Annotated in this window: 19 protein-coding genes; 7 read left to right on the top strand and 12 right to left on the bottom strand. The window is 73.5% G+C overall.

Annotated features, from left to right (window positions below; all coding sequences use genetic code 11):
- Positions 1-71: 71 nt before the first annotated feature.
- The 4 genes from ACGFZS_RS25785 to ACGFZS_RS25770 all read left to right on the top strand — a co-directional run bounded on the left by ACGFZS_RS25785 (position 72) and on the right by ACGFZS_RS25770 (position 5790).
- Positions 72-3209: a BTAD domain-containing putative transcriptional regulator gene (locus ACGFZS_RS25785; RefSeq protein ID WP_393797141.1), complete on the top strand. Its 3138-nt coding sequence runs from the start codon at positions 72-74 to the stop codon at positions 3207-3209.
- Positions 3210-3294: 85 nt separating this feature from the next.
- A complete protein-coding gene (locus ACGFZS_RS25780) occupies positions 3295-3960 on the top strand; it encodes a M15 family metallopeptidase (RefSeq protein ID WP_393797140.1) in 666 nt (221 codons plus the stop codon).
- A gap of 49 nt (positions 3961-4009) precedes the next feature.
- Positions 4010-4549, top strand: coding sequence for an RNA polymerase sigma factor (locus ACGFZS_RS25775; RefSeq protein ID WP_359213772.1), 540 nt, complete (start codon positions 4010-4012; stop codon positions 4547-4549).
- Between the two features lie 95 nt (positions 4550-4644).
- Entirely contained in the window at positions 4645-5790 is a 1146-nt protein-coding gene (locus ACGFZS_RS25770) for a C40 family peptidase (RefSeq protein ID WP_393797139.1), read from the top strand.
- Positions 5791-5826: 36 nt separating this feature from the next.
- Here the strand turns inward: ACGFZS_RS25770 and ACGFZS_RS25765 are convergent, their stop codons facing one another.
- Positions 5827-6405 (bottom strand): PadR family transcriptional regulator, encoded by a 579-nt coding sequence (locus tag ACGFZS_RS25765; protein WP_393797138.1) that lies wholly within the window; start codon positions 6403-6405, stop codon positions 5827-5829.
- A gap of 55 nt (positions 6406-6460) precedes the next feature.
- On the opposite strand from ACGFZS_RS25765, the gene ACGFZS_RS25760 reads away from it, so the two are divergent.
- A complete protein-coding gene (locus ACGFZS_RS25760) occupies positions 6461-6856 on the top strand; it encodes a nuclear transport factor 2 family protein (protein WP_355727472.1) in 396 nt (131 codons plus the stop codon).
- A 64-nt stretch (positions 6857-6920) separates the two neighbouring features.
- A complete protein-coding gene (locus ACGFZS_RS25755; RefSeq protein WP_393797137.1) occupies positions 6921-7646 on the top strand; it encodes a class I SAM-dependent methyltransferase in 726 nt (241 codons plus the stop codon).
- 37 nt (positions 7647-7683) lie between these two features.
- On the opposite strand, the gene ACGFZS_RS25750 is transcribed toward ACGFZS_RS25755, so the two are convergent.
- A complete protein-coding gene (locus ACGFZS_RS25750) occupies positions 7684-8436 on the bottom strand; it encodes an IclR family transcriptional regulator (protein ID WP_393797136.1) in 753 nt (250 codons plus the stop codon).
- Positions 8437-8656: 220 nt separating this feature from the next.
- On the opposite strand from ACGFZS_RS25750, the gene ACGFZS_RS25745 reads away from it, so the two are divergent.
- Entirely contained in the window at positions 8657-11533 is a 2877-nt protein-coding gene (locus ACGFZS_RS25745) for a BTAD domain-containing putative transcriptional regulator (protein WP_393797135.1), read from the top strand.
- Positions 11534-11540: 7 nt separating this feature from the next.
- Here the strand turns inward: ACGFZS_RS25745 and ACGFZS_RS25740 are convergent, their stop codons facing one another.
- Genes ACGFZS_RS25740 through ACGFZS_RS25695 form a run of 10 tightly spaced genes read right to left on the bottom strand, consistent with a single transcriptional unit; the run spans position 11541 to position 26467 of the window.
- Positions 11541-14678 carry a DUF4157 domain-containing protein gene (locus tag ACGFZS_RS25740; protein WP_393797134.1) on the bottom strand — a complete coding sequence of 1046 codons (3138 nt, stop codon included), beginning with the start codon at positions 14676-14678 and terminating at the stop codon, positions 11541-11543.
- A 36-nt stretch (positions 14679-14714) separates the two neighbouring features.
- Positions 14715-17327, bottom strand: a complete 2613-nt coding sequence (locus ACGFZS_RS25735; RefSeq protein ID WP_393797133.1) for a hypothetical protein — start codon at positions 17325-17327, stop codon at positions 14715-14717.
- Between the two features lie 12 nt (positions 17328-17339).
- Positions 17340-19610, bottom strand: a complete 2271-nt coding sequence (locus ACGFZS_RS25730) for a DUF6519 domain-containing protein (RefSeq protein WP_393797132.1) — start codon at positions 19608-19610, stop codon at positions 17340-17342.
- The gene (locus ACGFZS_RS25725) at positions 19603-21693 is read right to left on the bottom strand and encodes a hypothetical protein (protein ID WP_393797131.1); all 2091 of its coding nucleotides are present in this window, start codon (positions 21691-21693) and stop codon (positions 19603-19605) included. The genes ACGFZS_RS25730 and ACGFZS_RS25725 overlap by 8 nt, the downstream gene beginning before the upstream one ends.
- 2 nt (positions 21694-21695) lie before the next feature.
- The gene (locus ACGFZS_RS25720) at positions 21696-23258 is read right to left on the bottom strand and encodes a baseplate J/gp47 family protein (RefSeq protein WP_393797130.1); all 1563 of its coding nucleotides are present in this window, start codon (positions 23256-23258) and stop codon (positions 21696-21698) included.
- A gap of 10 nt (positions 23259-23268) precedes the next feature.
- The gene (locus tag ACGFZS_RS25715) at positions 23269-23628 is read right to left on the bottom strand and encodes a GPW/gp25 family protein (RefSeq protein ID WP_393659548.1); all 360 of its coding nucleotides are present in this window, start codon (positions 23626-23628) and stop codon (positions 23269-23271) included.
- Positions 23629-23640: 12 nt separating this feature from the next.
- Entirely contained in the window at positions 23641-24150 is a 510-nt protein-coding gene (locus ACGFZS_RS25710; protein ID WP_393797129.1) for a hypothetical protein, read from the bottom strand.
- Positions 24151-24153: 3 nt separating this feature from the next.
- Positions 24154-24801 (bottom strand): phage baseplate assembly protein V, encoded by a 648-nt coding sequence (locus ACGFZS_RS25705; RefSeq protein ID WP_393797128.1) that lies wholly within the window; start codon positions 24799-24801, stop codon positions 24154-24156.
- Positions 24798-25895, bottom strand: coding sequence for a phage late control D family protein (locus tag ACGFZS_RS25700; protein ID WP_393797127.1), 1098 nt, complete (start codon positions 25893-25895; stop codon positions 24798-24800). Before ACGFZS_RS25700 ends, ACGFZS_RS25705 begins: the two co-directional genes overlap by 4 nt.
- A gap of 11 nt (positions 25896-25906) precedes the next feature.
- Positions 25907-26467, bottom strand: coding sequence for a hypothetical protein (locus ACGFZS_RS25695; RefSeq protein ID WP_393797126.1), 561 nt, complete (start codon positions 26465-26467; stop codon positions 25907-25909).
- Positions 26468-26470: the final 3 nt, after the last annotated feature.

Genomic DNA, 26470 nt, shown 5'->3' with positions numbered 1-26470 from the left:
CTTTCGGCCTGCTCTGTCGGTGGCCGCCGATATCGTTGTCGGCATCTGCTGGGGGCAGCGATCGGGGACCGATGTTCGAAGTACGTCTGCTCGGCCCGGTGGAGGTCTGGGAGGGGGGCCGGCGGGCCCCGCTCGGCGGTTCCAGACCCCTCGCCGTCCTCGCCGCACTCGTCGTGCACCTGGGCGAGGTGATCTCCACCGAGCGTCTGGTGGACTTCGTCTGGGACGAGGAGGCTCCGGCCACCGCGGGCGCCCTGGTCGCCACCCATGTCTCCGCCGTACGCCGGGCCCTGGCCCGGGTCGGTACCGCCGAGGTGATCCGCACCCGCCCGCCGGGATATGTCGCCGACCTCGCGCCCGGCCGGGTCGACGCCCGCCGCTTCGAGGAACTCCTCGCGGCCGGACGGTCCCTGGGGCGTACGGAGGAGGCCGCCGGGGTGCTGGCGGAGGCGCTGGGGCTGTGGCGGGGCCGGGAGGCGCTGGAGGGGCTCGGCCAGTCGTTCGCGCGGATCGAGGCGGCCCGCCTCGCGGAGCTGCGGCTGGTGACGGAGGAGGAGTGCTTCGGGCTGGCCCTGGAGCTGGACCGGGCCGACGAGACGATCGCGCCGCTGCTCGCGCACGTGGCCGCGCATCCGCTGCGGGAGCGGCCGCGCGGCCAGTTGATGACCGCCCTGTTCCGCACCGGCCGGGTCTCCGACGCCCTGCGCGTCTACCAGGAGGGCCGCGCGGCGCTCCGCGACGAGCTGGGCATCGACCCGGGCCCCGAGCTGCGGGCGGTGCACCAGGCCGTACTGACCCATGACGAGGGTGTGCTGGGCACGGGCCGCACCGCGCGGCCGGTACCGGCGCCCAGAGGCCCGGGAAGCCCCGGAAGCCCCGGGAGTCCCGGAGGCTCCGGAAGTCCCCGTGGCTCAGGAGGCTCCGGAAGTCCCCGTGGCTCCGAAGGCGAGCGGCACCGCCCCGCGCCCTCCCATCTCCCGCCGGACATCGCCGACTTCGTGGGACGCGGCGGGCAGGTCAAGTGGGCCACCGAGCTGCTGCGGGGCGTCGGCGACCCCGGCCGGACCGCACCCCCGATCGGGGTGATCTCCGGACGCTCCGGCATGGGCAAGACGGCGCTCGCCGTGCACGTCGGCCACCGGACCGCCGAACTCTTCCCGGACGGGCGGCTGTTCGTGGACCTGCGGGCCGCCGACACCACCCCGCTGGAACCCGCCGACGCGCTCGCCCGGCTGCTGCGCGCGATGGGCGTCGAACCGGACACCCTGCCCTCCGGAGTCGAGGAGCTGACCGGCCTCTACCGCACCCACATCGGCCACCGGCGGGTCCTGGTCGTCCTGGACAACGCGGCCGGTGAGGCACATGTCCGGCCGCTGCTGCCGCCCGGACCCGGCTCGGCGGTGCTGGTCACCAGCCGGCGGCGGCTGGTGGCGCTGGAGGGCGCCGCCCATCTGGACCTCGCCGTGCCGGACGAGGCCGAGGCCCTGGACCTGCTGCGCCGGGTGGCCGGCGAGGGGCGGACGGGGGCGGAGCCGGAGCGGGCCGCCGAGATCGTCGCCCTGTGCGGGCGGCTGCCGCTCGCGGTGCGGATCGCCGGGGCGCGGCTGGCCGCCCGCCCGCACTGGGCGCCGGGCCGGCTCGCCGGACGGCTGCGCGACGAACGGCGCCGGCTCAACGAACTGAGGGCCGGGGATCTGGAGTTGCGCACCAGCCTGGAGCTCGGCTACGCCGACCTGGACCCGCCGGAACGCCGGGCCCTGCGCCGCCTGGCCCTGCTGGACCTGCCCGACTTCGCGGCCTGGATCGCCGCCCCGCTGCTCGGCATCGGGACCGAGGAGGCCGAGGAGGCCGTCGAGCGGCTGGTGGACTGCCACTTCATCGACGTGATCGGGGTGGACGGCACGGGCCTGCCCCGCTACCGCATCCAGGACCTCGCCCGGGAGCACGCCCGCGAGCGCTGCCTCTCCGAGGAGAGCGCCGAGGACCGTGCGGCGGCGGTGCTGCGCCTGGTCGGCTGCTGGCTGGACCTCGCCCGGAAGGCAGCCGCCCGCGGCCCCGGCGGCGCGACCCGGCACTTCCCCGAACCGGCCGCCGTACGCCCGCTCGACCCGGAGACCGAGGAGGCGCTGCTGGCCCGGCCCGCGGCCTGGTTCGCCGCCGAACAGGCCGGGCTGCTGGCCGCGGTGACGCACTGCGCCGACCACGGCATGGCGCGGGCCGCCCGGGATCTCGCCGGGGCGCTGATAGCGAGTTCGGCCGCGCTGTACAACCAGTTCGACGCCTGGTCCCGCTCGCACACCGCGGCCATGGCGGCGGTCCGCCGCGGCGGGGACGTCGAGGGCGAGGCCTGGCTGCTCGCCGGACTCGGCCAACTCCGTTACGAACAGGACCGGTTCGAGGGCTCGTACGCCTACTTCGCGGACGCGCTGCGGCTGTTCGGGGAGCAGCTGCCGGACGGGGCGGCCGTGGCGCTGGCCGGGATGGGCACCGCCCGCCGCGAACAGGCCCGGTACGCCGAGGCGTTGGAGCTGCTGGAGGCCGCGCTGGAGCGGTACGGCGACGAGGGTGACGTCGGCGCCCGCGCGGGCGTGCTGTACGGCATCGGGTACGTGCACCGTGAGCAGGGGCGCGGGGCCGCCGCCCGGGAGGCCCTGGACCGCGCCCTCGTGCTGTACCGGGCCGCCGCCGACCGGCACGGCGAGGGGCTCACCCTGCGCTCGCAGGCCCTGTGCGACCGGTCCGAGGGCCGCTACCCGGAGGCCGAGCGGCTGCTGCGCGACGCGCTGGACGTCTTCACCGGCCTGCACGACACCTTCGGCCTGATGTACACCGAACAGTCGCTGGCCAAGGTGGAGTTGCGCACCGGCCGTACGGAACAGGCGGGGCAGCGGCTGGCGCGCTGTCTGGAGGTGGCCCGGGAGCGGCAGGACCGGTTCGGCGAGGCCCTGGTGCTGCGCACGCTCGGGGAGCAGCTGCTGGCGGCCGGGGACACCGGCGGGGCGCGTCGGCCGCTGGAGCGCGCGGCGGCGCTCTGGGCGGAGCTGGGGCTGCCGTTGTGGCGGGCGCGCACGGTGCGGGACCTGGCCGGGGTGTGGACGGCGGACGGCGAGGAGGAGGCCGCCCGGGCGGCCCGGGCCGAGGCGCTGGAGGTGTTCCGGTCGGTGGGTGTGCGGGAGGCGTGGGAACGCGCGGAGGACGAGCCGTCGTAGCCGGAATCCGGCTGCAGAAGCCCTGGTGGCGGGCTTGCAGGGAACCTGCAGAGCAATTGCAGGGGACCCCGGCACTCTGGTGTGCGTGACGGACATCATCACGCTCTCCGACTCCCGGGTCGCCGCGGTCACCGAGCAGGAATGCGGTGAACCGCTGGTCGATCTGCGCGGGACACCCGTACTGCGGATCGACCCCCGCCAGGCCGACGCCGACGGCGGCTACGCCCATCTGCGGCTGGGGGCGCTGCGCCGGCTGCTGCAGGCGCAGGCGCTGCTGCCGGCCGGGATCCGGTTCCTGGTGGTCGAGGGGTACCGGCCGCCCGCGCTGCAGCGCCGCTACTTCGAGCAGTACGCGGCGACCCTGCGCGCGGCCCGCCCCGACGCGTCCGCGGATCTGATCCGCGAGCTGGCCAGCGCCTACATCTCTCCGCCGGAGGTGGCCCCCCATGTCAGCGGCGGGGCGGTGGACCTGACCCTGTGCACCGTCGACGGCACGGAGCTGCCGCTGGGCACGGAGGTCAACGCCACCCCGGAGGAGAGCGCGGGCGCCTGCCGGACCGGCGCGGCGAACATCAGCGTCGAGGCACGCGCCCACCGGACCCTGATGGGCGAGGCGCTCTCCGCCGCCGGTTTCGTCAACTACCCCACGGAGTGGTGGCACTGGTCGTACGGCGACCGGTACTGGGCCCTGCTGAGCGGCGCGCCGGCCGCCCGCTACGGACCCGCCGCCGCCCCTGTCCGGCCCGTCTGACCAGCGGACCGGACCTCGCCCACCATCGACGACCAACGGGGGAACGACCATGGAAAGCCACGGCGGCACCTGTACGCAGGACCCGCGCGAAGCGGCCGCGGAGCGGATGAGCCCGGGTGACTTCGACGCCTCCTTCACCGCCGACATGCCCAGACTCCGCAGACGGCTGCTCGCCCTGACCGGCAATCCGCACGACGCCGACGACCTGCTGCAGGAGACCTATCTGCGGCTCTCGCGGCGGGCCCGTGCCAGCAACCTGGCGCACCAGCAGCATCCGTACGCCTACACCTGCACGGTCGCGCTGAACCTGCTGCGCGACTCCTGGCTGCACCCCTCCCGGCGGGAGCGCACCACCGACCGGCTGCCGGAGGCCGGCTGGGACGGCGGGCTCGGCTCCTACGAGGCCTCGGCCACCGCCCTCGCGCTGCTGAGCATGCTCTCGCCGAAGGAGGCGGCCGCGGTGATCCTCGTCGATCTGGAGGGCCTCACCCACGACACGGCCGGGGAACGGCTCGGCGCCCATCGCGGCACCGTCCAGCGCAACCGGATGCGGGCGCTGGCCAAGATGCGCGCGGCGCTGGCCGGCTGAGTTCCGGGTGTCGCGTCCCGACGGGGGTGGGACGCGGCACCCGGGCAGTTCGCCCGACCCCCGCACCCGGCCCATGTCGACCAAGGACGTGCATCTTGAGACTCACCACACCCGGCAGGGCGGTCGTCGTCGCGGCGGCTCTCGCGACGGTCCCGCTCCTGTCCGCCACCGCCCACGCCGCCACCGCCGCCCCGCGCGCCGCCCAGGACGCCACCTGCGGGGTGCTGGCCTCCGGCGCCTCGGCCACCGCGGAGGCCGCCGTGAACGCGGCCTGCTCGCAGATCGGTGTCTGGTACAGCTGGGGCGGCGGCCACGGCGCCACGCCCGGTGCCACGTACGGCTACTACGACGGCTCCGACCCCGACAGCCTGCACGACAACGAGCGCAAGGGCTTCGACTGTTCGGGCCTGATGCGGTACGCCTACTACCGGGCGACCGGCCGGGACCTGCTCAACGGCACGGCCGACGACCAGTACCACAGCCCGCAGGCCGCGGCCCGTTTCTCGGCGGGCCAGGGCACCGCTCCGCTGGTCCCCGGTGACCTGATGTTCTGGGGCAGCGGGCATATCCACCACGTCGCCATGTACCTGGGCGCGGGGCAGATGGTGGAGGCCTACGAGTCGGGCACCCACATCCGGGTGACGCCGGTGCGCACCGGCGGCGACTACGCGGGGGCGATCCGCGTCAACCCGTCCGGTACGCCGGTGCCGCCGCCGGCCAACGGCGGTACCACGTTCGAGACCTGGGGCACCGGCGTGCGCACGCACTCCACGCCGAGCGTGCGTTCCTCCGTCGTGGACACCTTCGCCGGGCCGACGCAGGTCTCCGTGCAGTGCCAGGAGCACGCGGAGACGGTGACCGCCGAGGGCTACACCAACGACATCTGGGCGAAGCTGGCCGACGGTTCCTGGCTGACCAACATCTACATCAAGGGCCCGGCCTCGCTGCCCGGCATCCCGGACTGCGGCGGGGACAGCGCCCCGCCGCCGAGCGGGGGCAGCACGGCGTTCCAGACCTGGGGCACCGGTGTGCGCACGCACAGCGAGCCGAACGTGAACGCCGGTGTCGTCGACTACTTCCCGCAGCCGACGACGGTCAACGTGGTGTGCCAGGCGCACGCCCAGACGGTCACGGCCGAGGGTTACACCAACGACGCCTGGTCCAAGCTGACCAACGGCGCGTGGATGACCAACATCTACATCAAGGGCCCGGCGTGGCTGCCGGGGGTCGCCACCTGCTGACCCGAGTCCGGCGGACGGGTCCTCCCGTCCGCCGGACTAGTCACTTTGTTGACTGACAGCATCCATCCGCTGCTCGATCCTGCGCAGCGCCAGCTCCCCCCACCGCAGGTTCTCCCGTTCGAAGGACATCCCGCGCAGCAGGGTGAGGTACGGGCCGATGCGCTCCGCCTCGGCGAAGTACGCCTCCTCCGAGCGCCCGGCGAGCAGGCGCTGCCGGATCCGCTCGTACCGGGCCAGCTTCGCGACGGCCCACTCGATGCGCCCGGCGACCGCCGTCCGGACCGCCGCCAGGTCACCGGCGTCCGCGCACTGCACCTTGACCAGCAGTTCGTCGCGGACCACGGAGGGCCGGGCGGGCGGTTCGGCGGTATAGGCGCGGACGGCCTCGCGCCCGGCCTCCGTCAGCGAGAACAGCCGCTTGTTGGGCCGGCGCTCCTGCTCGACCACGCGGGCGCAGACCAGCCCCGCGGCCTCCATGCGCTCCAGCTCGCGGTAGAGCTGCTGGGGTGTCGCCGTCCAGAAGTTGGCGACCGTCGCGTCGAATCCCTTCGCGAGGTCGTACCCGGAGGCCTCGCCCTCCAGGAGGGCCGCCATCACCGCGTTCCGCAGAGCCATGGGGACACGCTAGCATGCGAAGGTAGTCAACTTTTTGAATAGGTAGGTGGACCCTATGCACCCCTTCCGCAAGGCCGTCGAGAACGGCGACATGGACGCCGTGGCCGCCCTGCTGGCCGAGGACGTCGTCTTCACCAGCCCGGTCGCCTTCAAGCCGTACCCGGGCAAGGCGATCACCGCGGCGATCCTGCGCGCCGTGTCCCGGGTCTTCGAGGACTTCGAGTACGTCCGGGAGATCGCCAACCCCGACGGCCGCGACCACGCCCTCGTCTTCACCGCGACCGTCGCCGGGAAGAAGCTCCAGGGCTGCGACTTCCTGCACTTCGACGAGGACGGGAAGATCGACGACTTCACGGTGATGGTGCGCCCGCTCTCGGCCGCCCAGGCGCTGTCCGAGGCGATGGGCGCCCAGTTCGAGCGGATCGCCGAGGAGGCCGCCGCCGCGCGGTGAGCACGGCCGCGTCCCCCGATCGAGGGACTGGCGGGAGCCCGCCGCGGCCACAAGACTCAAGGCCATGACCGCTTCCGACCCGTCCCGGGCGCTCTCCTGGGACACCCCGGCGGCCGCGGCCGCCTACCGCGACCGGGACATGAGGCTGGCCCGGCAGCTGATCTTCCCGGTGGTGCTGGACCGCGTCGGCACTCCCCCGGCGCCCGGCGCGACCGTCCTCGACATCGGCTGCGGCACCGGCGCGCTCGCCCTGGAACTGGCCCGCACCGGGGGCTGGTCGGTCCAGGGCGTCGACCCCTCCACCCCCATGCTGGACATCGCCCGCGCCGACCGCCCCGACCCACGCGTCGACTACCGCCGCTTCGACGGCCGTTCACTGTCCTGGATCCCGGACGGCAGTATCGACGCGGCCGTCTGCTGCCTGGTCCACTGCACCGACCCCGACGACCGGCGGCTGGCCGCCCTCACCGCCGAGATCCACCGCGTGCTCCGCCCGGGCGCCCCCTATGTCCTCGCGGACCTCAACCCGGCGGCGGTGGGCGAACAGTTCACCACCCTCCGCTACGGCGACCCGGGCGCGTCCTACACCCACGGCGCACCCGTCCCCACCGAGCTGCGCCGACTCGACGGCACCACGGTCACGACGGTCTGCCACTACCGCCCGCTGTCCGCGTACACCGCGCTGCTCACCGGCTCCGGCTTCCCCGCCCCGGCCGTGGACGCCCCGACCGTGCCGGAGTCCCCGCAGGGCCCGGCCCCCTACCTGGTGCTGACCACCGCGCGCCGCTGACCGGCACGGGCCGGCCGGGTGTCCGCGGCTCGTCGGCTCACCGGCCGCGCAGGGCCGCGCCGATCGCCCTTCCCGCGTGCCGCACGGCGCCCGCGAGCCGGTCCAGGCTGTGCGCGGGATCGGTCACGGCGCTCAGGGACGCCAGCACCGCGCCGTTCGGGCCGTGCACCGGCACGGCCACGCAGCACACGCCGGCCGCCACCTCCTCCCGGTCGAAGGCGACGCCCCGGTCCCGGATGGTCCCGGCCTGCCGGTGCCAGGACCCGGTCAGCGGATCCAGCGGGAGCCGCGGATCCGCCCCGGCGACCAGCACCTTGCCCGCCGCGGTGAACCATGGCCACACCCCGGCGTCGAGCGATCGGCCGAGCGCTCCGGCGGTGTCGCCGGGCGTCCAGTCGAGGACGAGGGTCTGCCCCTCCCGCAGTACGTTCAGCCCCACCGTCGCGCCCGTGAGGCGGGCGAGGCGCCGGGCCGGCGCACGGGCGGCCGTGCGCAGGCCGGGGTACGGCTGCCAGCCCTGCCCGAGCCGGAAGATCCGCGACCCCATGCGGTAGCCCTTGCGGCTTCGCTCGACGGCACCCAGTTCGACCAGTTGCTCCAGCAGGCGGTACGTGGTCGTCTTGGGCAGGCCGCACTCCGCCGCGAGCCTGGTCAGTCCGGCCTCTCCGGCCCGCTCCACCGCCCCCAGCAGCGCGAAGGCGCCCTCCAGCACGCTGCGCCCGCCGCCGTCCGGCGGGTGCGGTGGTTCCGCCGGTCTGACGGCTGTGGCCGCTCCCCGTTCTTCGTTCACGTGCCTCTCCCCCGGATACCGCCCGACCGGCTCCCCGTACCGCCGTTCCCCGTGTGCGGTGCGCCGCCGTGCGTGGTGACCCCGCGCCCCAGCAGACTGAAGTCCGCGTCTTCAGACTGAAGTTCGAGTGTGGCTGAGAACGTTGTCGATAGATTGTCGCCCAGCGCGAGAATGTGTGCGTCGAGTGAAGAACAGCTGTGCGTGGAGTGTGGAAGTAGTGGTGGAATTACGCCTTCTCGGCCCCGTGGAGCTCTCGGTGCAGGGCCGGACCGCCGAGGTCGGACCACCGCAGCGGCGGACCGTGCTGGCGGCGCTGGCGGTGGACACCGGCCGGCCCGTCCCGGCCGACGCGCTGATCAGGCGGGTGTGGGGCGACGATCCACCGGACGGGGCCCGGCGCGCGCTGCACGCCCATGTCGCCCGGCTGCGCCGGCTGTGCGAGGAGACCGAGGACCCGGGACATCCCCGGTTACGTCTGGTGCGGCGGTCCGGCGGATACCTGCTGGAGGCCCGCCCGGACCAGGTGGACATCCACCGGTTCCGGCAACTGGCGGGCCAGGCCCGGGAGACGGGGCGGACGGACGAGGCCCGGGCGGCGCTGCTGCGCGAGGCGCTCGGGCTGTGGCACGGGGAACCGCTGGCCGGGCTGGGCGGGCAGTGGGCGGCGCAGGTGCGCGAGGCCTGGCGGCGGCAGCACGTGGACGCCGCGGTCGCCTGGGCCCAGGTCGAGTCGCGGGTCAGCGACCCGGTCGCCGTGATCGGCCCGCTGACCGAACTCCTCGACGCCTACCCGCTCGTGGAACCGCTGACCGAGGCCCTGATGCGGGCGCTGCACGCGGCCGGCCGCAGCGCGGAGGCGCTGAACTCCTACGCCGCCGTCCGCAAGCGGCTCGCCGAGGAGCTGGGCACCGACCCCGGCGCCGAACTGCGGAAGGTCCACGAGGCGATCCTCCGGGGCGGCCCGGCCGGGTCCGTCGCACGGCCGGCGTCCCGTACACCGGTCCGGGCGGCTCCCGAGGCAGCTCCCTGGCCGGGCGCGGCTCCTGTCCAACTACCCATGGGCGTACGGGGGTTCATCGGGCGCGGCGACGAACTCGCCCGCCTGGAGGACATCCTCGCCTCGGCCGCGGACCAGCCGGCGGCGGTGGTGATCACGGCGCTGTCGGGCACGGCCGGGGTGGGCAAGACCGCGTTGGCCGTGCACTGGGCGCGGCGCGCCCAACGGTCCTTCCCCAACGGTCAGTTGTATGTGAACCTGCGCGGGTTCGGGCCCAGCGGATCGGTGATGAGCCCCGCCGAGGCAGTACGAGGGTTCCTGGACGCCCTCGGTGTGCCGCCGGCCCGGATCCCGGCGGGTCTGGAGGCGCAGGTCGGCCTGTACCGCAGCCTCCTGGCGGGGCGCCGGGTCCTGGTGGTGCTGGACAACGCCCGCGACGCCGACCAGGTCCGCCCGCTGCTGCCCGGGGCACCCGGATGTCTGGCGCTGATCACCAGCCGGAGATCGCTGACCGGTCTCGCGGCCACCGAGGGGGCCCAGCTGCTGACGGTGGGCATGCTCGCCCCCGAGGAGGCCCAGGAGCTGCTGGTCCGCCGGCTCGGCGCGGAGCGGGTGACGGCCGATCCCGACGCCGTCCGCGAGATCGTCGGCCGGTGCGCGGGCCTGCCGCTCGCGCTGGCGATCGTCGCCGCCCGTGCCGCCGCGCAGCCCGCGCTGCCGCTGGCCGCCCTCGCCGGGGAACTGCGGCTGGCCGACCGGCGGCTGGACGCCCTGGACAGCGGGGAGGCGAGCAGCGAGGTACGGGCGGTGTTCTCCTGGTCGTACCGGGCGCTCGGCCCGGAGGCCGCCCGGCTCTTCCGATTACTGGGCCTGCATCCGGGCCCGGACGCCGCGCTCCCGGCCGTCGCCGCGCTGGCCGGCGTACCGGCCGACCGCGCCCGCGCGCTGGTGGCCGAACTGGTCCGCGGTCATCTGCTCACCGAACAGCCCGCCGGCCGGTACACCTTCCACGACCTGCTGCGCGCCTACGCGGCCGAGCTGGTCGCCACGCACGAGGGCGAGGACTCCCGGCACACCGCGGCGCACCGCATGTTCGACCACTACCTGCACACCGCGCACCGGGCGGACGCGCTGCTGACGCCCCGGCCCACCCCCGCGCCCCTGCCGTCCGCCCAACCGGGTTCCGCGGCCGAGGAGTTGTCCGACCACCGGGAGGCACAGGCCTGGTTCACCGCCGAGCATCCGGTGCTGCTCGCCGCGGTGGGACAGGCGTCCGCGGCCGGATTCCAGCGGCACGCCTGGCGGCTCGCCTCGGCCCTGACGACCTATCTCGACCGGCACGGCAACCGGCGGGCGCTGATCGCCGCGCACACCGCGGCGCTGGACGCCGCCCGGCGCCAGGGCGATGTGGCCGGGCAGGCGGAGGCCCACCGGGGTCTCGGGCTCGCCGAGGACCGGCTGGACCGTCCGGAGGCGGCCCGCACGCACTATCTGCGCGCGCTGGAGCTCTTCGGCGAGGCCGGCGACCATGCCGGGCAGGCCCGTATCCACCAGCATCTGTCCCGGATGTCCGAGGCCCAGGGCCGGCATCAGCAGGCGCTCGGCCACGCCCACGACAGCCTCGCGCACCACCGGGCCGTCGACGACCGGGCCGGGCAGTCCGCCGCGCTGAACCACATCGGCTGGATCCTCGCCCAACTCGGCGACCACCAGGAGGCCCTGACGTTCTGCCGTCAGGCGCTGGAGCTGGCCCAGGAGAGCGGGGATCTCAACGGGGAGGCCCATATCCAGGACAGCCTCGGCTACATCCTGCACCGGCTCGGTGAGCACGCCGAGGCCGTCGACCGCTACCAGCAGGCCCTCGAACTGTTCCACCAGACCGGGGACCGGCACAGCGAGGCGGCCGGTCTGCTCTGCCTCGGCGACGTCCACGGCGCCACGGACCGCCCGCATCCCGCCCGCACCGCCTGGACCCAGGCGCTGGCCATCACCACCGAACTCGGGCTCCCGGACGCCGATCCGCTGCGTGCCCGGCTCCTCGAACGGCTCGGCCCCGCTGCCGCCGACGCCGCCCCCGACGCGCGTCAGGCACCGGCCTGAGGCCGGGTCACCGCCGGGTATCGGGTGAGAAGTCCACGCCCTGGTCGTTGAGTTGATGCCGGATCACGAACTCCTCGACCCCGCCGGTCGGCCAGATCGAGCCGTGCCGGCGCAGTGCTTCGAGGAACTGCTCGTTCTGGGGGGCGTCCGTGACGATCAGGTTGGCGGGGTCGTTGTACCGCCAGGGGTCGTCCGAGAGCCGGGTGCGGTGCTCGACACCGAGCGACTCGAACCGGTCGCCCGCGGCGGTCCGGGTGTTGACCTGCAGCGCGGCGCCCCCCTGGGCCGCGTCGCCGGCTGCCTGGAGCTGCGCCTCGATCCGCCGGAGATCCGGGTCGGCGCGCAGGCGGCGCCAGATCCCGTCCCGTACGTTGTTGAAGTCGGCCCGCGCCAGGTTCCTCGCCTCCCGGAGGATGGCGGTGGCGTCGGCCCGCTGGGCCGGTGTCATCGGCCCGCTGCCGACCTGCCCCCGCAACTGGTCGAACTGCAGGCGCAGTTGGGCCAGCCGGGTCCGGGTGGCCGTGGCACGCTGGCCGCCGAGCACATCCCGGACGACCGCCCCCATCTTGCTGTTGGCCACGCGCTCGTACCGGGCGAGGACGCCCGGCTGGGACACCGCGGGAGCGCGGGTCTGCGGGGAGATCACGGTGGCGGCCTGCGCGGAGGACCGAGCGGTGGCGCTGTCCGCCTGCGGCGCGGAGGCGGTGGGTGCCGGCCGGGCCGGGGTGGGAGGCGCGGACGCGGGGGCCTCGTCGGGTCCCTGCCCGGCCGACAGCGTGAGCGGCGTCGGCGTGTCCTCCAGGCGCAGTGCGGGCACCGGCTCGGCGAGACCGATCACGGCGCCCGCGAGGTAGGAGCGGCCCTGCCGGGCGGCGGAACCGATCCCGCGTCGTACCGACTGCCCGGCGCGGAAGGCGCGTTGCTCGGCGTCGCCGCCGAGCCCGGTGGGGCGGCCGGTCGTCAGGGCGCTGACCGCCAGACCGGTGCCGGCGGCCTCCAGCGACTGTTCCAGGTCGCCCGTCTGCGCGTAGGTCAGTCCGCCGTCGACGAGGCTGGGCAGGCCGACACCCACGGCGAAGCGGCCGGTGGCCGAGGACAGTCCCTGTGCGTAGGTTCCCGCGACGCCACCGAGCGCGCCGAGGCCGAGGCCGGTCAGACCGGCCCGGAGGGCCGCTTCCCCGCGGCCGGTGCCCTCGGGCGGGGTGAGCAGGGCGCCGGTCACCCCGCCGAGGGCGTTCCCGCCGCCCTGGGCGAGGGCGCCGCGGCCGATCGAACCGAGCCGGGAGACTCCCTGGGCGCCGACGCCGAGCGTGCGGGCGAGACCGAGGCTCGCGCCGCCGCCCACGCCGATGGCGGCGCCCTGCGCGCCGACGCGAAGTCCTTCGGCCCAGCCGGTGCCGAGAGCCGCCCGTCCCCCGTGTCCGGCGGCCAGTTCACCGGCGGCGCCACTCGTGAAGCCCAGCAGCAGTCCCTCGCCGCCGACGACGGTTCCGGTGCCGGCGGCCGTGAGGGCGGTCGCGGTGAGCCCGGTGGCGCCGAGGCCCGCGACTCCGGCGGCGACCACGGGGGCGGCGAGGATCGCGCCCACGGACAGCGCGACCGTGAAGGCCACGTTGCGGGTGATCTCCAGACCGCGCACGATCGAACCGGCCGCCGCCACGGCGCGGTCGATGCCGTCGAGCACGATCTGCTGGGCCTTGTCCGCGGATTCGACGGCGGTCAGGACGGCGTCCGCCATCTCGACGAGGGATCCTCCTCGCGCCGCCGCCCGATAGCGGGCCAGCGCCATGTTGGACTCGGCCAGCGGGGCCAGCATCCGGGCCTGGACCTGGACGGGCTCCTCCCTGCTGACCACACTGACCAGGAAGCCGATCACCTGGTGTTCTTCGTAGTTCTGGCGCAGATGGTCGTTCATCCGGAACTCGGTGCCGTCGTTCATCCCCCGGGCCCGTCGGGCGGCGTCCGCCAGGGCGCCCAGCACCTGGGCCCGTACGCGCTGCGCGGTCTGCAGGGGGAAGACCAGCAGTTCGCCGTCGTGGACGACGTAGGCCGAGCCGGGCGCGGCGTCGTAGGGCCTGATCGACTCGATGATCCGCAGGTTGGCGAGGATGCCGGCCCGGTCCTGGGTGCCGGCGGGTGCCAACGCCCGTGCGAGGCGGGCCTGTTGTCGCTCCGTGCTCGCACGGTCGAGGTCGGCGGCGACGGTGGGTTCCAGCAGGGCCAGTTCCTGGCGGAGGGTGGCGCGGTCGGCGCGGCTGACGTCCGGCCTGAGCAGCCAGGCCGCGATGCGGTCGGCCTCGGCACGGACCTCGGCCGGGTCGGTCAGCGGGATGCTGACCCGGTCCCGCAGCACGTGCGGCATCTCGGTCCCGGGGAGGGCCTGTTCGGGGGCCCCGGCGGCTGCCGGGCGCCGTCCGCCACGTGGGCGCGCGGCCCGGTCGCGCGGACCGCCGGGCGTCAACGCCGGTGCACGGCGGGCGAGTTCGGCCTGTATGGCGGCCTTGGCCTCCAGCATCCGGTCGACCTCGGGGGTCGAGGCGATCTGCCGGCCCAGCCATTCGTCGACGGCCCGCGCCTCCTCGCGCAGGTCGGACAGACCATAACGGCGAACGTCCGGGGTGCTGTTCAGCCACTCCTCCGGAGCCCACGCGACATACGGCGCGGCCGTGCCGGCCAGGGCCGCCGCCGAGGACCCGCCACGGCCCGCGGCGGCGGCCTGTCGTTCCGCCTCGTCGGCGCCCGCGCCGCCGCCGGCGCTCTGCTGGGCCGCGTGCACGGCCTCGTGGACCAACAGGCCCTGGGGAATGGCTTCCCCCGGGCCGGTCGCGATACCGATGTCGGGGCCGAAGGTGAATCCGGCGGCGCCCGCCGCCCGGGCGGCCGCCCGGATCCGCGGCCCGGTGTGGACCCGGACATCGCCCGGGTGGTGGCCGACGGCCCGCTCGACGGCGGCCCGGGGGCCGGCGCCGAGCGGAGTCCCCGGGCCGTCCAGGGCACGTACGGCCTCGGCGCCCGCCGCCAGCGCGCCGTTGCCGATGGCACGCCGTGCGACGTCCCCGGAGGGACGCGCCGGGGTCGGAGGCCGACGGGCGGGCGCGCCCGCCTTGTCGCGCGCGGGCGTGTGTGCTGTCTGCTGCTCGAACACCGTCGGCCTCCGTCCCGGGTCGTGCCCTGTCAGTGGTCAGTCGCTGAAGCCCTGCAGCCGCCGCCGGACGTCGATGGTCGGCAGCACGACGTCGGCGGCCTCGACGACGAGCGACGGTGACTGTCGGTTCGTGTAGAGGATCACGCGCTGGTAGGTCCCGTCGGTCTGCACCGGGGCCGGCTCGTGCCGCAGGACGTGCTGGAAGGTGCCCTCGCGCAGCGCCCAGATGACCGAGTCGTCCTTGCCGGGGCCGAGGTCCTCGCCGCGGGCGTCCTGCGGGGTGATCACCACCAGGGCGGCGAGCAGCCCGCTCGGGTCGTTGTGCAGCCGCGTCACCTTGATCGTGGTGGCCTTCCGGTCGACCTTGATCCCGGCGAAGGTGGAGGTGTTCAGCTCCCGGGTGAACGCGTTGCCGTTGACGTCCTGGCCGGCGACGGACAGGTGCCAGCTGTAGGTGCCCTCCTTGAAGACCTTGGCGAAGGTGTTGGTGTAGTTGCCGTTGCCGTCCGGGTCGAAGAGTTCGTCGGTACCGTCGACGAACAGGCCGCCGGTGGGCTGGGTGCGCGGCAGGTGGTGCCACTTCTTGCGGGACAGCAGGGTGCCGATGCGTCCCTCCATCCAGGTCGGCTCGTCGTGCTCGTCCTGGGCGGGGTCCGTCGGCGCGGCGCCGAGGGCGGTGAGCTGCTCGCCGAGACCGACGGCGGGTGCGTCGAGTACGGCCTTGACGCGGGCGCCGGTGATCGGCCGGTCGTCCTGCCGGATCCGCACGGTCAGGTGCATCCGGTCCCCGGTGAGGTACGCGTCCCGGTCGAGCTGGACGTCGGCCAGCAGGTGCAGGTCCACATAGGCGAGGACCTGGCCGGGAGCGAGCTCTACCGCGTCCGTCGGACCGGTGCCGTGGATGACCCGCCAGTGGATGGGCGCTCCCTGGGCGAGGGCGGGGAGCTTGGCCACCGAGGTCGCCCGGTCCGAGGAGGTGGCGAGGATGGTGACGGGTTCGGGGAGGTACGACGTGCCGTCCCAGCGGGCCAGTTGGATGGTGCCGGTGAAGGTGGTGTCGCCGTCCTTCGGGGTCACGGCCAGGACCAGTCGGTCGGCGTCCGGCTCGGTGGACAGGTAGACGGCGGGCAGCCCTTGGTCGGGGTCCGCGTCCGGGTCCGGGACGCCGGTCGTCGGAGTGGTCTGCTTGACCGGCAGGTTGACGGTCTGCGCGTTGGCCAGCATCCCGCCGAAGGCACCGGCGAGTTCGCTCGGGTTGTTGACGAGTTCGAACTTCCCCGCCCCGAACGTCGCGAGCTGGCTGAGCACGTTCTGGTCGGCGGTGGGGCCGAGCGCGATCGTGGACAGCTTGCAGCGGCCGGTGTCGAGCACGTCCTTGCGGGCCTGCTTGGAGTTGACGGCGTTCTGGAAGGACTGCGCCCCGTTCACCGCGGAGGAGGGGACCAGAGCCACGGTGCCGCTGTTCTCCAGGCCGTCGGTGCACATGATGATCGTGAACCGCTGGTCGACGATCGGTCCGGCGGCCGCCAGGAGGTCGATGGCGGCGATGAGGCCGTCACCGATGGGCGTGTTGGTACCCGGGACGCCGAAGTCGAAGGCCGGGTCGTCGATGGCGTCCACCGCTTCGGTCAACGGCGTCAGCGGGAGCAGGGTCTGGATGCGGCTGGAGGGAGCCCCGCCCCGGAAGCCGGCGATCTCGTCCTCGAAGGCGATGATGGCGACCCGGTCGATGCGGTCCGGGGTGCTGAGGCCCTCGCGCAGCCCGTTGAAGAGGTGTATCAGCACCCGGCACGCGGTCTTGGCGTTCTCGAAGCGGTTCTCCGACGCCATGCTGCCGGAACGGTCGAGGACGAGCACGATGTCCTGCACGCGTTGGTGGACGGTCATCGTCGCGGGGGTGCTCCCGTTGTGCAGGAGACCCGTGTAGAGGCCCGCCGCGTCGGTCAGCCTGGTGGTGACGGTGAAGGCCAGGGGCACCGGCTCGTAGACCCCAGGGGTGTTGATCTTCAGGGACGGGCCGGCGGTCGTGGTGTCGGTGGTGATCTCCAGGATCGGGGCCGCGCCGGTGTACGCCCAGTCGTAGTGAGGTGTGAAGGCGAGCGCGGTCGGGACGGTTCCGGCGAACGTGTTGCCGCTCACGGCGCCGTGCGCGTTGAGTTCGACGTCCTTCTGCAGCTCCAGCGCGTCGGCCGGCACGGTCAGCTCGGCCACCGGGCAGACGGCCAGCCAGTTGACGTCCATGGCGTCGGTGGACCTGCTGATGGACCAGTTCGCCGGGACGTCCGCCGAAGCCCGCAGTTCCCAGCGTTCGTCGGGCGTGGAGCCGGTCCCCAGGTTCTCCGTGACGGTCACGGAGTAGGTGACGACACCGTCCCTGACGTCGGGATCGGAGGTGCTGACGGAGTAGTGGGAGACGTTGCCGCCGGCCGGGAGCGGCACGGGTGCGCTGCGCCCGCCCGCGGGAGCGGAGTCGATGTGGACCAGGGACACGGACAGCCCGGGCAGGCCGTCCGGGTGGCTCAGGGTGAAGAAGCTCTCCGACTCCTGCGCGTTGATGCCCCGTTTGAAGACGGTGACGAACGCCGAGGAGTCGGTGACGGAGTAGGACGGCCGGTTCGCCTCGACCGGCTTGACGCTGGGTGATGGCATGCGGGATTCCCCCTAGATGGCGGTGATGATCTGTTTGGCGTAGATGTCCGAGTCCGCGCCCCGGGTGTTGACCCAGAGCAGCCACAGGCCCAGGTCGGGCACGAGGAAGGGATGCGGACTGAGGTTGGGCTGGGCCTGGGTGGAGGTGACCAGCCGTTGGGCGGCGAGCCAGTTGCCGCCGATCGGGTTCCGGCGGCGCAGCAGCAGATCCGTGCCGCCGCCCACCGCCGACCGGTTGGCGATCAGGTACACCGTGCCGTCCGCGTCGCGTACGGCGGCGGGCTGGCCGTCGCTGCCGTCGGAGTCCGGCACCCGGGTCGAACTCCACGTCCCGTTGTTGGCCGAGTTGCCCGAGACGACGATCAGCCCGGTGTCGTCCTCGTAGAAGACGAGGACCTCGTTGCCGCTGAGCGCGAGGACGAACACGTTCAGCTGGCCCGCGGCCGGGAAGTCCTTCTGGAGGTCGATGACGGGCGGGTCCTGCGGGTTGGCGGTGGCCGGGACGGGGTTGAAGCGCAGGATCTGGAGTTTGGTCCCGTCCGCGTAGGCCACCCACACCTTGCCGTCGGCCGAGGCCGCGTGCAGGTCCCGCTGGGTCAGGCCGGTCGCCGACAGCGCCACCGGAGCGAGGTCGAGGAAGACGTCGTCGGTGTGCCGGTAGCGCCGGTAGTACCACTGTTTGAGACTGGTGTTGCTCTGATGGGTGAAGAACACCACCTGGTCCCCGGCGAGCACGGCGCGCACCCGCTGGTCCGCCGTCTGGTTCGCGGTGGTGGCCACGTCCCGTTGGGGCGCGGCGCCGAGGGTGGCCAGCGGACCGCGTTTCATGAAGACGTCCGTGTTGGGCCCGTCCAGCAACCCGTTCTGGTACGCCACCACGAGGTCACCGCCGGGCAGCGCCACCGCCGCGGGCTCGATGTTCTGGCCGCCCGAGGTGACGGCGGGCGCGAGGTCGAAGCCGAGTTCGGGGTGGGCGGGGTCCAGCCGGGCGGCGAGGATCTGGTTGCTGCCGGAGCGCGCGGACTGCCATACGGCGACCAGTCCGCCGCCCGCGTCGACCACGCTCGCCTTGTTCAGCAGATCCGCCTTGTCCGCCGGGGCCACCGATATCTCGGGGCTGGGCGGGAGTTGGCCGGCCAGCAGCGCGTTGATGGCGTCGCGCAGGCTGGCGCGGGGGCGTTTCTGTCCCCTGCGGTAGGCCGGTGCGATCGAGGTGTCGCCGCCGGTGGTGCCCAGGACGTCGTCGACCAGGGTGCTCGGCGGCACCTGGAGGTTGCGCGGGCGCAGGTCGACGAGCGCCGGCGGCCGGACGGCGGCGACGCCGGACTGCCTCCCGATGCGGGCCAGTTGAAGGTAGGAGTGCCCACTGACGTAGTCGCTGTCGTTGGGCACCGGCGGCTGGGTGGCGCCCGGCCGCACCCGCACCGCCCATTCCCTCCGCACCCGCACGCAGGTCTCGACGCCGATCAGCGGGTCGAGCAGGGCGTCGTCCTCGGCCGAGGTGACCTCGCGGTCCCACAGGTCGAGGTAGACGAGATCCGAGCGGGTGCCCGAGGTGGGCGCGGAGATCTCCTGGACGACGGGCACGCCCCAGGCAGCGGCCAACGCGGCGTTGGCGTACAGCGGTTGGGCGCTGTAGGCGAGCCGGCCCTCGTGGACGGCGTCGCGGCCGTCGGCGAGGCAGCGCCCCGCGCCTTCGGGGGTGCCGTCGCCGCCGGCGACGAAGAAGTCGTTGCCCGTGCCGACCGAGGCGACCACGCGGTTGGCGGCGGCGTTGATCACCGCGACCACCTCGGCGGCGGTGGCGGCGCCGAGGTCGGCGAAGCCGCTCGCCGTGAACGTCACGGTCTGGGGCGGCGCCTCGTTCGCCGAGACCACCAGGGTCATCCCGGCGGTCAGCGCGAACGGCTGGGCGGCGTCGCCGGTCAGCCGGGCGGAGGCAAGACCGCGGGCCGCCTGACGGTTGACCTGGGTGAACCCCAGGGCCGAGGCGGCCGTCGACGCGGTCACGTCCACGCTCACCGAGGAGCCGGCCGTGCTGGTCGGCGCCGGGACGAGCCGGATCGTGCCGACTCCGCCGCCCGCCGCGGCCACGATCCGGAAGCCGTCGTTGCCGGCCGGCACACCGTCGCCGACGAACCACTTGAGGAATGCCTCGACCTCGAACCGCCGGATGTCCTCCAGTTCGTTCCAGTCGGCGTCCACCAGGGGGACGCCCTGCTGGAGCCGTATGCCCACGTAGTGCTTGACGCGGTCGAAGGTGCTGCGGGAAAAGTCACCCACGGTGACCCCCTCCCCGGGACGTGCGGACGGTGCCGCTGGGCGGATGCGTGAGGAAGACCGGTCGGGTGGTCACCGGCATGAAGTCCGCGAGCGCGCCCGCGAGTCGGGTGACCACGGAGTCGATCCGTGCGGGGTCGTCGGTGTCCGGCGTGAGGAACAGGCCGACCGTGTCGCGGGAGATCCGGTCGTCGTCGGTTCGCCGGCCGCCGGACCCGGTGTCGTACGTATAGGTCTGGAAGTCCTCGAAGGTGCCGCGTGCCTCGCGTTTCGCGGTGTCGCGGGTGTCCACCGTGGTGGTGCCCGCGTACCGGTTGTCGAGGGTGTGCGTGGCGCCGAACTCCTCGGCCGCGTACGGGATCGACTCGTTGGACCGGTACGCGAGCAGGGTGCCCCCTGCGGTGGGCACGGCGAGTGGACCGCGGCGCGCGTACGGGGCGCCGACCACCTGCTCGGGTGCGTCCCACGTGTGGGTGGCGGGCGTCAGACCGGCGCGGACGATCGACCATCCGCCGCCGCGGGTCGACGACCAGAACACCTCGATGGTGCCGTCCGGGGTGACCAGGGGTGCGGGTTGCCGGTCGTGGAAGTCGTCGGTCGTCCTGGGCAGCGGGCGGACCTGATCCCAGTCCGTCGCGCCCGGCACGAGCCCCTGCTTGACCTGGTAGAAGACGCTCCAACGGCTCTGGCCGGCCGGGCCGGCCGGCTCGCGCTGGGTCCAGAACAGCCAGAGCCGCCCGGCGGTTCCGTCGGGCCGGAAGGCCACGCAGAGGTCGTCCTCGACCCGGGGTGTCCGTCCGCCGGCCGTCGGGATCGCGGCCGGGGTGGTCAGCTGCCAGTCGGTGCCGTCGTGCCGGTTGTAGCGCAACTGCCAGGCCCCGGACACCCGCTCCAGCCAGAACAGCCAGACACCGCCGCTGTCGTCGGCCACCGCGGCCGGCTGTCGGCGCTCGGTCGCCGGGTCGCCGAACAAGGCAGGCGTGGTCCACTTCGGGCCGGTGGGAGTGGGGGTGCGGACAGCGAAGGAGATCCGCCAGTGGCGGTCTTCCGGCGGCTGCGCGGGATCGTAGGTCTGCCAGAACAGCCAGAGCCTGTCGGCCTGCCCGGCCGCGGTCGGGTTCTTGTCGACCGTCGGACCGTCCGTGACCGGTCGGCTCGGCTCCCATTCCCCGTCGGCGTACCGCTTGGACCAGATGTCCCAGCCGTGCTGACGGCGCGTGTGGTAGACGAACAGTGTCGAGCCGTCGGCCTCCCGCACCGCGGCCGGCCTCCCGTCGTGGGCGAAATCGACCGACGCGAGCGCCGGTGTGCTCCAGTCGCCCGCCGGACTCCGCTGCGTGGACCACAGGTTGAGCCGCTCGGGCCGGTTGCTGCGGGCCACGTTGTGGACGAACTCCTTGGTGCGGTTGGGCCAGCCGGAGACCCTGGCGACCGTCGCGTCCAGCGTGGGGACGCTGCCCGTGCCCCGGTACAGCCGGGGCGCGTAGCGGATCTCGTTGCGCTGCGCGGCGACCGGCAGACGGTGATCGGTGCGCCAGCCGATCCACTGCGCCAGCAGCGGCAGCAGCCCGCCGTCGACCCGCTCCAGGTCGGCCAGCGAGAGCGCGGCGCGGCCCAGGCTGTAGAGCCGGTCCAGTTCGGCGCCGGGCAGGTCCAGGAATCCGCGCAGTTGACCGGGGTCGGTGTCGAGGGGCGGCCCGTCGCCGCTGCGCGCCGGGGGCCGGTCGGCGTCGTAGCGCCGGTAGAGCGCCGGCAGCATGCCGTACAGCCGTTCGGCGAAACCGTAGGGAGTGATGGCCGTCGCGGCGGCCACGTTGTGCGGGTCGGGGTCGTAGACGGGTGGGTCCCCGGTGAAGGGGAACAGGGCGTAGTAGTAGACGTGTTCGCCGTGCAGGCCGGTGTCGGTCGTGCTGACCAGGCCGACGCCCCGCGCGATGGTGACGCCGTCGTCGGGATCCTGCGGGTGGGTGCCTTCGCGGCGCACCACACGGATGCCGGGAGGGTCCACGTCCTTCGGGTAGGCCCAGGTCAGGTCGATGCGGTTGCCGTCGGAGTGGCCGGTGGCGGTGATGTCGAGCAGTCGCATGGTCAGCTCCCCGCCTGGCCGAGGAGGACGACCTTGAGGCCGGCCGCGTAGTCGGCCTCGGTGGGCACGACCGGCACCTCGTTGGGGCCGAGGGTGATCGTGCCGTGCGGTTCGACGGCGGGGGCCGGCCGGTCGCCGCGGCGGAACTCGGTGATGTTGACGAAGACCACGCCCGGCACGCTCTGGCTGTCCTCGTAGAAGCGGCTCAGGTACACGCTCTGGTTGAAACCGACCCGGTCGAAGGCCAGCAGGTCGGCCGCCGCCCGCCGCACCGCGGCGACGACGTCGGCGGGCACGTAGAAGCTCTGTACCGAGATCTCGGCCGTGACGAAGATGGGGACGTAGTCCACGTCGGCGATCTCGACGATCTGGCTGAGCATCCGTTTGTCCTCGAAGTAGGCGGTGAGGCTCGCCGCCAGGACGTCACTCACCTGGCCGCCGCCCTCGGGGGCGACGTAGAGGGTCACCTCGTTCCAGCCGGTGGCGGCGGCGTGCACCTTGCCGACTCCCTGGTGGCTGAGGGCCAGTGCCTCGAAGTCGGGTGCCGTGACCGCGCGTCGCAGGGAGCGGAAGACCGCCGGTGCCTGCCGTACGGCGTGGGTGATGTCCTCGCGTTCGGCGCCGCCGGTGGCGGGCAGCGGGTTGGTGATCTGGGCGCCCAGCAGGGCGAGTCGGGGAGCGTCGGCGATCGTGGCGATGGCTCCGGCGGGCACGTTGCCGGCCGAGCCGCCGCCGACCCGGTAGGTCGCGGTGATCTGCGCGCCCTGGCGGGGCACCGAGCCGAAGGTGCCGTCGCCGAAGACGACCGTGGCCCGGTCGTTCTCGTCGACCTCGATGACGTAGTCGTCCTGGCCCGACTGGCTGAACGCGAGGGTCTCGCGCCGGGTCCACGTGTCCACGGTGGCGGACAGGGTCGTCAGCAACAGGACGTCCTGGCCGCCGAGTCGGGGTGCCGACAGCCGGTCGAGCAGGGCGCCCGGGTGGGCCAGGGGGAATCGCTGGTTCGCGGTTCCGTCGGAGGTGCCGAGCACCTCGTCCGCGATGAGCCGCCCCTCCTGCACGGGCAGCCCCGTGAAGGTCTTGCGGCCGCCGGCCGGGTCGGCCGTCAGCGCACCGAAGTCGATGGTCAGGGGCGCGTCGCCGGCGTACTCGAACCGCACGCTGGGCCGGTCCTTCTGGCTCCTGGTGGCGAACGCGTCGCCCTTGGCGATCGTGACGACCTCGGTGACCGAGCCCGGCACGGACACCGTCAGGGAGGCGGCGGCGGGTGCGGCGGCGCCCAGCTCGTAGCCGATCAGCCGCAGGTGGTCGATGACGCTGCGGCGGGTCTGCGCGGTGCTCAGGAAGCTCTCGTTCGCCACCCGGTCCTGGTAGTAGCTGAGGATGTCGCCGATGTGCGCGAACAGTTGCAGCAGCACGTTCCCGAAGTCGGCCTCGTTGGTGAAGTCCGTCCACTGGGAGAGCTTGCGCGGGATCTGGTCGCGCATGGCCTGGAGCAGGCTCTCGTAGTCGCGGGCCATGTAGTCGATGACCGGCTGGCCGTTCACCTGCGCTATTTCCACCATCACGTCGCCCCTACCTGAAGTGGACCCGGAGTGCCTGCGGAGCCAGGTCCTTGCGTCGTACGTAGGCCACTTCCACGGTCAGCGCCTCGTCGGCGGAGCGGACGTCCACCCCGCCGACCACCAGCAGGTCCCCCAGCCAGCGGGTCAGCGCCGAGCTGACGGAGAACTCCACGGCGGCGGCCATGATCGTGTTCGTGGGATCGAAGACGAGGTTGAACAGCCCGCAGCCGAACTCGGGTTGGTTCACCCGCTCGCCGGGCGCGGTGAACAGCACCTGGAGCACCTTGCCGCGCAGTTCCGCGTCCTCCCCGTCGGGCCGGATCGCCCCCGAGGCGTCGACGCCGAACGGGAAGCCGAATCCCGTCGCCATGTGCTTCCTCCCTCACCCGGAACACGTCACGAAGTCCTGGCCGCGCGCGGTGACCGTCGAGTCGGCGGGCCTGCCGAGGCCGCTGCAGGTGTCGATGGCGTCGCCGTCCAGCAGCACCCGGACGCCGTCGACCGTGAGCAGGGCGTTGCCCGCCGCGCTGTTCGGGACGCCGGTGCCCAGGGGTGTGTCGGTGATCTGGAGGGTGTCGTCCACGTTCGGAGTGAGGGCGACGGTGCCTTTGCCCGGCACGAAGCCGCTGCCCGACTTGCCGACGTGTCCGCCACCCGGCGCGTCCTCGCCGGGGTCGAGTCCGCTGCGGCTGGTCACCAGCGCTACGGGGGTGCCGGCGATGGTGACGAAGGTGCTGAGCGCCTCGGTGACCGAGCCCTTGTAGGCGAAGTCGCCGATGCCGACGTAGAGGGCGGTGGGCGGCGGTGCGCCCGGGTTGGGGCCCAGGCCCTGGACGTTGTGCTGGTCCGTGCCCCGCACCGGGTCGCCCTCGACGACGAGGAGTTGTCCCATGGCTCAGCCCTTCTTGAAGTCGATGCTGTCGCAGACGATCCGGACGGGCTGGCCGGGCGCGTCGATCGTGAACGGCACGGCGGCGTGCAGCGTCATCGCGCTGTCCGTCATCTCGACGCTGTTGCCGGTGGCGTCGGTGATCCTGATGCCGTCCGAGGTCAGGGCGATCAGGTGGCCCTTGCCGCCCTCCCGCACGAGGATCGACTCGGCGCCGTCGCCGTCCTCGAACTGGACGGTGTGTCCCTTGAGCGTCTTGATGATCTTCCGGGTGGGCGGGTTCTGGACCTCGGACCGCTCGGTGCCGTCGTCCTCCTGCGGTCTGGGCACCTGGCTGACCGCGTCCGGTGCCGTCCAGTAGGTGCCGACCCAGACGGGGAACTCCAGGTCGCCCTCCTCGAACTCCACCCACACCCCGGCGTCGACGGACGGGACGAAGAGGAAGCCCTGGCCCGCGGCGCCGCCGAAGGGGGCGCAGGGGGTGGCCCAGCCGGTCACCACGTCCGGGCCCAGCACGCTGGGCACGCTGACCTTGAGCCGGCCGAGCCGCGACGGGTCCTCGTTGTCGCGCACGACGCCCCGGTACTTGCCGTAGTAACGGCGCTCGACCTTGTCCGTCAGGTCGGCGACGATCCGCTCCAGTTCGAGTGTCATGGCGCACCCGCCGGCAGGCCGGGGCCGCCCGCCGCGAGGGCGTTGCGCCTGACGCGGAAGTGCTGGCTGTAGCTGTTGTCCCGGAAGCGGTGGGTGACATGGGCGACGTAGTAGGTGCCGCTGTGGGTCTCTCCCACACCGTTGACGACGACGGTGCGGCGGGGCAGGAGCACGCTGCCGTACTGGTTGGCCGCCACCTCGCCCTCGCCGGTGACGAACCACTCGCCGCGGTCGTGCAGGGACTGGCAGATCGTCTCCATCTCGGGGCCGCCGGTGGCGACGGCCCGGGCGGGACGGACCTGGCCGGCGGTCAGGCCGGCGGGCAGCGTGTCCGCGGGCCGGCGGGCGCCGAGGGCCGGTTCGTGGCCCGGGGCCGAGGTGGCTTCCAGCGGTACGCCGGTGGCGTGGTCGAGCGCGGCCATGGTGACGTCCGCCGGGAGCAGCGCGTTGACCTCGATGCTGAACCGGTTGACGTTCGTACGGGTGCCGGCGTGCACGTTGAGCGGGTCCTGTACGGGATCGCCGAGGTCGGGCGGCCGGAAGTAGCCGGTGTCGCCGTCGACGAAGCACTCGTAGCCGTTGCGCAGGGCGAGCCGTTTGAGGAACCTGATGTCTGTCTCCCGCTGGACGATCGTGGAGATCTCCTCGTGGTGCACGACCGAGGTGTCGGCCACCCGCGGGGTCAGTCCCGCCTGCTGGAAGACCAGTGCGGCGATGTCGCTGTCCTTCATGTTCGGCCAGGCCTTGACCACGTCCGTCCGGTCCATCAGCACGCCGGCGTCCATCCCCCACACCTCCAGCAGGCACTGCTCCAGACCGGGGCCGAACTCCGGCCGGACGTGCGTGATGTGGGCGGTCAGCAGTCTCCGCGTGTCGTCCCCCAGCCCGGCCGTGACGGTGACCTTGTGCCACAGGGCGAACCGCCCGTCGTCCAGGTGGGTCCACGAGCCGTCCGCGTTGAGCCGCAGTGCCACGGTCATCCGGAACATGCCGGCCAGTTCGTCGTCGAGTTCGATGTCGAGGCCGATCAGGTCGGACTTGAGGTCGGAGGCGTCGGCGCCGTCGATCTCGATCAGCAGGTGGTCGTTCCGCACGGCCCGCCCCCTCAGCTCACCGGCGGAGGGACGACGACCGGCCGGCCGAGCCGCCCCTGCTCCACCGGGGGCCCTACGGCGAACCCGGTCGACCTGATCACCCCGGACAGCGCCTCGGTCGCGACGCCGGCCCGCACATGGGTCACCAGGACCGCCAGGTCGGTCCGCTGCACGACCGCGCCGCCCGGCTGCGGTACGGGCGTCACCTCGTCCACCACGGTCACCGCGTCCACGCCCACCGTCCCGGACAGCGCCCTGACCAGCAGGGCCCAGGGCGGGGCGCCCGGTCCCGCAGTGAGCGGGAACCGGTGGGTGACCAGTGGTCCGCCGTCGAGCAGGTCGAGGGGCGAGAGGAACTCCGGGTTGGCGTCGCAGACGCGCCAGTACTGGAGTGGCTGGCGGTAGTACGAGAACGCCAGTTGGTCCAGCCGGTCGCCGCTGTCGACGGTGTGGGTGAACGTGCCGGTCACCGTGGGCAGCGGCCGGACGTCCTTCGCGGCCACCACCCGGCCGCGCGCGTCGGTCACCGCGATGTCGGGCACCTGCCGGTACCGGGAGAGTCTGCCGAACACGCC

Source organism: Streptomyces sp. NPDC048288 (assembly GCF_043201555.1).
In the GTDB taxonomy this organism is placed as follows: Bacteria; Actinomycetota; Actinomycetes; order Streptomycetales; family Streptomycetaceae; genus Streptomyces.
The sequence above is the reverse complement of the archived record's forward strand: the minus strand, read 5'-3'. Positions and strand labels throughout refer to the sequence as shown.